Here is a 7,229-nt window from a genome sequence, read left to right on the forward strand (position 1 = left end):
TTTTGATTGGGTTTGGTCGCTTAAATCTTAACATGAGAACAGTGATGTTCTTTTTTATTTTCTAGAGACAAAAAAACTGGCATTGATTATTCATCAATACCAGAAAGTATAGAACCAAACAAACGTTGTGAGTGCCTTTTTTTGATAAATTGAAATTAAAAGGACATGTTTATAACAAAATATTGTGTTTATATCATAAATTATAATTACGTGCGACTATTACTAGTGCAAGGAGAGGAAACTGATAATTTAAAAAAGAAGTTAGTTTAAAAGAAAAGAATAATAAATAGACAGAATAATAAAAAAAATAATTTAATTAGAAAACGCCTGCATAAAATTTAGGAGAAGCGAAAATTCACAAAAAGACACACGCAATTTTTGACTTATTCGCATTAAATCGGTCTTTTTTTTAGAGATTAGATTAACATGTGAAAATAAAAAAATTAAAGTTAATTAAGCATAATTAAAAAATTGAATAAATTACCTCTAAATAAACAGTTTTTTTATATGAAAACGTTGATATATTCTATAAAAAGTTCTAATATAAGTCTTGGTTAAGCGATCAAACAAATATGACCATGGGAGGTTTTGAAATATGACTGACAATATCAGTAAGAACGATGATTTAAATCTTAACGCACTTTTTATCGGTGATAAGGCCGAAAATGCTGATTTATTCAAATCAACATTGATCAAATTGGTTAATGAACACATGGGCTGGCGTAAAAATTATATGCCACAAGATAAGCCATTAATCTCTGAGGACGAAAAAACGTCCAAATCATTTACAAATACTGTAAATAAAATGGACGAAGTTTTGGATGAATTATCAGTACGCCTACGTACAAATTCAGTTCCATGGCATTCACCTCGTTATTTCGGACATATGAATTCCGAAACATTGATGCCATCAATTCTTGCATATACATACGCAATGTTATGGAATGGTAACAACGTTGCATATGAATCATCACCAGGTACTTCTCAAATGGAAGAAGAAGTTGGTAAGGACTTCGCTAAGCTATTCAACTTCGATCATGGTTGGGGCCATATCGTTGCTGATGGATCATTAGCAAATATGGAAGGCCTATGGTATGCAAGGAATGTTAAGAGTTTACCATTAGCAATGAAAGAAGTAAAGCCAGAACTAGTTGCTGGTAAGAGCGATTGGGAATTACTAAATATGCCCGTTGATGAAATCATGGACATCCTTAATAGCCAAGATGATGACACAATTGATGCTATTAAAGCTCACTCAGCTCGTGGTGGCATGGATCTTTCTAAACTTGGTAAATGGTTAGTACCACAAACAAAACACTATAGTTGGATGAAAGCTGCAGATGTTGTCGGTATTGGTTTGGATCAAGTTGTTCCTATTCCAGTTGACGATGACTATAGACTTGATGTTAACGAGCTTGAAAAGACAATTAACAAGTTAGTTGCTGAAAAGACTCCTATCCTTGGTGTTGTTGCTGTTGTTGGTTCAACTGAAGAGGGTGCCGTTGATCCTGTTGATAAGGTCGTTGAATTACGTAATAAGTTGATGAAACAAGGAACATATTTCTATCTACATGTTGATGCTGCATATGGTGCTTATGCACGTGCACTATTCTTAGACGAAGATGGAAACTTTATCCCTTGGGACAAACTACAAGAAGTACATCAAAAATATGGTGACTTCCAAGAAAACAAAGAATATATTTCAAAAGATACTTATAATGCATTTAAAGCTATTTCCGAAGCAGAAACAGTAACAGTTGATCCTCATAAGATGGGATATGTACCTTACTCTGCTGGTGGTATTGCAATCCGTGATATTACAATGCGTAATATCATTTCATACTTTGCTACATATGTATTTGATAAACGTTCAAAGGCTCCTTCAATGTTAGGTGCTTATATTCTTGAAGGTTCAAAGGCCGGTGCTACTGCTGCAGCTGTCTGGACTGCACATAGAGTATTGCCATTGAATGTCGCTGGCTATGGTAAATTGATCGGTCGTTCAATCGAAGCTGCTAACCGCTTCTATGACTTCTTGAACAACTTGAGCTTTAACATCAATGGTCAAGAAATTGAAGTAAATCCATTGACAAAGCCTGATTTCAATATGGTCGATTGGACATTTAATATTAAAGGAAATAAAGACTTTGCTAAGATGAATGATTTGAATCTTGCATTCTATCAAGAAGCATCATTTGTTAAAGGCCCTATTTACAATAATGACTTTATTACATCACACACTGACTTTGCACAAGATGGTTATGGTGATAGTCCAAAAGCTTATGTTAAGAGCCTTGGATTTACAGATGCTGATTGGCAAAAGGAAAAGGCTGTCGGAATTCTACGTGCCTGTGTATTGACACCACTTCTATATGACAGAGATAACTTTGCTGAATATGCAGATAAGGTTAAGAGCGCAATGGCTGAAAAATTAACTAAAATTGTTGCAGCTAAATAATTACAAACAAACTAGTTAATTATTAATATCATAATTTTTCGTAAAGCTCAGGAGTAGGGATGCTGCTGGGCTTTACCTATTTAGAGGGGTTGAAATAAAAATGAGCTCAAGTAATAAAATAAGCCTTGGAACGTTTATTGGTATTGGTATGGCAATGATTGCCACAGTCCGTAGTGTTCCAACATTGGCAGCCGCAAGTTGGCAAATGTTCTTTTATCTAATTTTTGCCGTTATTTTCTTTGCTTTACCAGTTTCAATTATGTCTGGTGAATTTTCATCAATGCTTCAAGATGCTGGTGGCCCACAACTATGGGTACGTACTGGTTTGGGATCAAAATGGGGATTCGCTACAGCATGGCTATTATGGGTACAAATTTTCCCAGGTATGGTTATGGTTGCTTCAACTCTTGGACCGTTGTTAGGTAATACAATTGGTAATCAAGTCTTGGGACAAAATCACTGGTTCACATTAGCATGTATCATCATTATTTATTGGATTATTACACTTTTGAATTTGAAATTTGATATGGCTAAGTTTGCTGGTAACTTCGGTGTATGGTTTGGTGTTTACATTCCATTCGCAGTTATGATTATCATGGGTGTTGCTGCACTTGCAAAGACAGGAATCAATGTCGATAGTGTCTTGGGATCATTTTCTGCTGGAAAATTGATTCCTGATGTAAGTACTTTGAAATATGTTGCTGCTATTTCCTTTATCTTTACAGGAATTGAAACATTAGGTGTTTATGTTCCAAGAATGAAGAAATCAAATGACTTCGTTAAGGGTATTATCTTTGCATTAGTTGCAATGGTTATTTTGAACTTATTAAATGCCCTTATTGTTGCTGATGTTGTTCCAAAGGGTAATACACAATTAACAAATATTACACAACCAATTATTCTATTCTGTAAGGTTTTAGGTTGGCCTTTATGGATTGCTAATGTATTCAGTTTATTAGCAGCTGTAGGTGTTTTCCTTCAATTATCAGGTTGGGTAACAGGTCCTTCACAATCAATGATTCAAGTTGCAAAAGAAGGTTTAGTTCCATCAAAATGGGGCTTCTTTAAACATAATGATATTGGTGTCGCAAGAAATGTTATTTTGACACAATCAACATGTATCACATTGTTCGCCTTAATGTATGCTTTACCAGATATTAATAGTGTTTTCTTGATGTTAACAAATACAACAACATTGTTATATTGTGTACTTTATTTCTTAATTGCTATTGCATTTATCAGATTACGTTACACTCAACCAGATACAAAGAGACCTTACCGTGTTGGTAAGAGTGGTAATGTTGCTGCATGGATTTGGACAATTCTATTTATTTTCGGTATTTTCGCAATTGGTATTGTAACTGTTGCTACTGCTGGAACTGTTAACGGAATTGCCATGGTTGTTATTACAATTGTAATGACAATCATCCCATTGGTTATCAATTCGCATAAAAATGATCAATGGCTTAAGGATGCACAAGCTTACGAAAACAAGTAATTTTATGAATTTATTTATTTGATCGAGGTGTAACTACTATGAAGAAGAGTGAACGAGATAAACCTAATATTGGCGTCTTTGAAAGTATAATTGTTGTTATTACAATTCTCTTTATACTGGGGTACTTGATTATCTTCTCGGGGCAGTCACCCCAAGTTCCTCTATTGATTTCTGTAGTGGCCCTTATGCTTTATGGAATTATAAGAGGATTTAATTGGGATGAAATCGTTGGAGCAATTGAGGACGGTATTAAGCCAGGTGTTATTCCATTAATGATTTTCTTATTAATTGGTGTTCTGATTGCTACATGGATCTACTCTGGAACCATTCCAACAATTATGTACTTTGGTTTTAAAATAATTTCAGTTAAATACTTTTTACCTACAGTGTTTATTGTATGTTCACTTGTCGGAATCACTTGTGGCAGTTCATTTACAACAGTATCAACAATGGGTATAGCTTTTATTGGAATTGGATCAGCTTTGAAAATTAATCCAGGTATTACAGCAGGTGCAATAATTTCCGGTGCCTACTTTGGTGCGAACGTTTCACCTTTGTCTGGAACAACTAATCTATCTGCAGGTGTTGGTGAGATAGATATATATGAACATATTAAAAGCTTGATTTGGACTGATTTACCAGTCTGGGGAGTTGCTTTAATAGGATATACGTTGTTGGGATTTGGTCATAAAGATGTTAGTTTGATGAAAATTACTGTTATGACACAGCAACTTTCAAATGGATTTTGGATTTCGTTTTGGACGATTCTACCGATTATCTTATTATTAGTTCTTGCATGGTTAAAAGTTCCAGCAGTACCATCATTAGCATTTGGATCGTTTTTTGCAGTTATTATTGGTTGGTTACATCATCCTATAAAACTGAATACTTTGGCGAATTATATAATGAGTGGTTATGTTGCTAGAACAGGTAGTAGAACTATGGATGCCTTACTATCAAAGGGCGGAATAAATAGTATGTTGAGTTCTTTAGCATTAATTATTTTTGCCTTATCACTAGGAGGTTTATTGATTAAGTTTCATATTATTGGATCATTAATCGATGGACTCGGACGTTTTGTCAATACTGCAGGGAAGTTAGTACTCATGACCGCTATTACATGTATTGGTGTTAATTTCTTGGTTGGTGAACAATATTTATCAGTTATTTTACCAGGCGAAAGTTTCAAGAGTTCTTTTGACAAAATGGATTTGCCAAGGACGAGGTTAACTAGAACACTTAATGATGCTGGTGCGGCTGTAAATTCTATTATTCCATGGAGTGTTAGTGGTGTATTTATACAAGGGGCATTACAAGTAAGTCCCGCGAAATACATTCCCTATTCCTTCTTTCCTTTGTTCGTTCCGATTTTCACTGTTTTAGTTGGTTTTATATTAGAACATAGAACCAACAAAACATTAAAGAAAAATTAATGTTTGATTAATTAATCTAATTGTTGTTTAATAGGTTTAGAGTATTTTATAAGGAGAAGCTGTTATGGACATTCTAGAAGATTTGCAATGGCGTGGAGCCATCAATCAGTGTACTGATCTTGAAGGACTACGCAAATTATTAAAAACTAAGAAGGTCTCTCTCTATTGTGGTACTGATCCAACTGGTGATTCACTTCACATTGGACACTTAATCCCATTTATTATGTTAAAGAGATTCCAACTTGCTGGTCACCACCCATATATCCTAATTGGTGGTGGTACTGGATTCATTGGTGACCCTTCAGGTAGAAAAACTGAAAGATCACTTCAAACAACTGATCAAGTTGAACACAATGAAAAAGCATTGACTGCTCAAATGATTAAATTATTTGGGACAGAAAATTTTGATATTGTTAATAACTATGATTGGTTAAGTAAAATTGATTTATTAAGTTTCTTAAGAGATTACGGTAAATCATTTAATGTCAATACAATGCTTTCAAAAGAGGCTGTTGCTAGCCGTTTGGATAATGGTATTTCATTTACCGAGTTCAGTTATCAAATTCTACAATCCATTGACTTCTATCACTTATTAAAAGATAAAGATATTCAACTTCAAATTGGTGGAGCCGATCAATGGGGAAATCTAGCCAATGGTGTTGATTTGATTCATAAAAAGGATTCTAAAGCAGAGGCATACGGTTTAACTATTCCTCTGATGCTTAAGGCAGATGGTACTAAATTTGGTAAAACTGCTGGTGGAGCTGTATGGCTTGACCCTAAGAAGACATCTCCATTTGAATTCTACCAATTCTGGTTCAATCAAGATGATCGTGATGTTGTTAAGTACCTTAAGTACTTCACATTCCTATCACATGATGAAATTAATGCCTTGGAAGAAAAGGTTACAACCGAGCCTGAAAAGAGAGAAGCACAAAGACGCTTAGCTCAAGAGGTTACATCCTTTGTCCATGGTGATGCTGAGATGAAAGAAGCTGAAAAGATTTCAGAAGTATTGTTTAATGGTGACATTAAACAATTGTCAGCAACAGAAATTAAGCAAGCATTTGACAAAGTTCCTTCAGCACATGCTGAAAATGCTATAACAAATATTGTTGAACTTTTGGTTAATACTGAAATTGAATCTTCAAAACGCCAAGCACGTGAAGATGTTTCTAATGGTGCAATCACTGTTAATGGTGACAAGGTTACCGATGTAGAAGCTTCCATTGATCCTGCTGATGGATTTGATGGCAAGTACATTGTTGTACGTAAAGGTAAAAAGAATTATACGTTGATTAGTGTTGGAGATGCAGTTTCGGAAGACTAATTAATGACAAAATGAAATATCTCGAATTATAGATCTAAGTCAAATCGTGTTGGTGAGACCTATTTCTAAGAATCATACCTTAATTGGTATGGTTCTTTTTTTGGCTCATTGTCAAATCGTATTGATGAATAGTTTTTTATGAAAAGCATCCTCTCGCAGGATGCTTTTTCTTATGCACAAATGAGTCTTATTCTCTTAAGAAAATGTTCAAGACTTTTAAAACCATAACTGATATGTTTGAGCTTTTTTATCTTTCCGATAGTCCCTTCAAGGGGACCATTGGAGTAAGACATCGTACAACTATTTCTCACGTAATTTAAATTCTTCCGTAACGTTGAAATAGATGTATCCATAGCGGTGTTGTTCTTTTTATACCCGTAAATAGTTTCTTCGAGTAGTGCTATGTCATGTTCATGTATTGCCTTCTGAATACCTTGATAAACATCATAGGTATTGGCAAATTACAAGTTTAATCCGAACAAGCCCGGAATCTTTCAATGGCAGTCTGTT

General features: G+C 34.6%; 4 protein-coding genes and 1 pseudogene. 4 read left to right on the forward strand and 1 reads right to left on the reverse strand.

The annotated features are described in order from the left end of the window. Positions 1-595: 595 nt before the first annotated feature. The 4 genes from tdc (at position 596) to tyrS (ending at position 6,719) form a co-directional block, all read left to right on the forward strand. Positions 596-2,458 carry a tyrosine decarboxylase gene (gene tdc / locus FC88_RS03595; protein ID WP_057812875.1) on the forward strand — a complete coding sequence of 621 codons (1,863 nt, stop codon included), beginning with the start codon at positions 596-598 and terminating at the stop codon, positions 2,456-2,458. A 100-nt stretch (positions 2,459-2,558) separates the two neighbouring features. Further along, positions 2,559-3,956 (forward strand): tyrosine-tyramine antiporter, encoded by a 1,398-nt coding sequence (gene tyrP, locus FC88_RS03600; RefSeq protein ID WP_057812879.1) that lies wholly within the window; start codon positions 2,559-2,561, stop codon positions 3,954-3,956. A 38-nt stretch (positions 3,957-3,994) separates the two neighbouring features. Continuing rightward, on the forward strand, positions 3,995-5,389 hold the full coding sequence (nhaC, locus tag FC88_RS03605) for a Na+/H+ antiporter NhaC (protein ID WP_057812881.1): 1,395 nt from the start codon (positions 3,995-3,997) through the stop codon (positions 5,387-5,389). Between the two features lie 64 nt (positions 5,390-5,453). Further along, positions 5,454-6,719, forward strand: a complete 1,266-nt coding sequence (gene tyrS, locus FC88_RS03610; protein ID WP_057812883.1) for a tyrosine--tRNA ligase — start codon at positions 5,454-5,456, stop codon at positions 6,717-6,719. A 170-nt stretch (positions 6,720-6,889) separates the two neighbouring features. Here tyrS and FC88_RS13365 read toward each other — a convergent pair. Then, a pseudogene (locus FC88_RS13365) lies at positions 6,890-7,162 on the reverse strand (transposase); the annotation flags it as partial. Positions 7,163-7,229 lie beyond the last annotated feature (67 nt).

It is taken from the genome of Companilactobacillus futsaii JCM 17355, from assembly GCF_001435505.1.
Classification (GTDB): domain Bacteria; phylum Bacillota; class Bacilli; order Lactobacillales; family Lactobacillaceae; genus Companilactobacillus; species Companilactobacillus futsaii.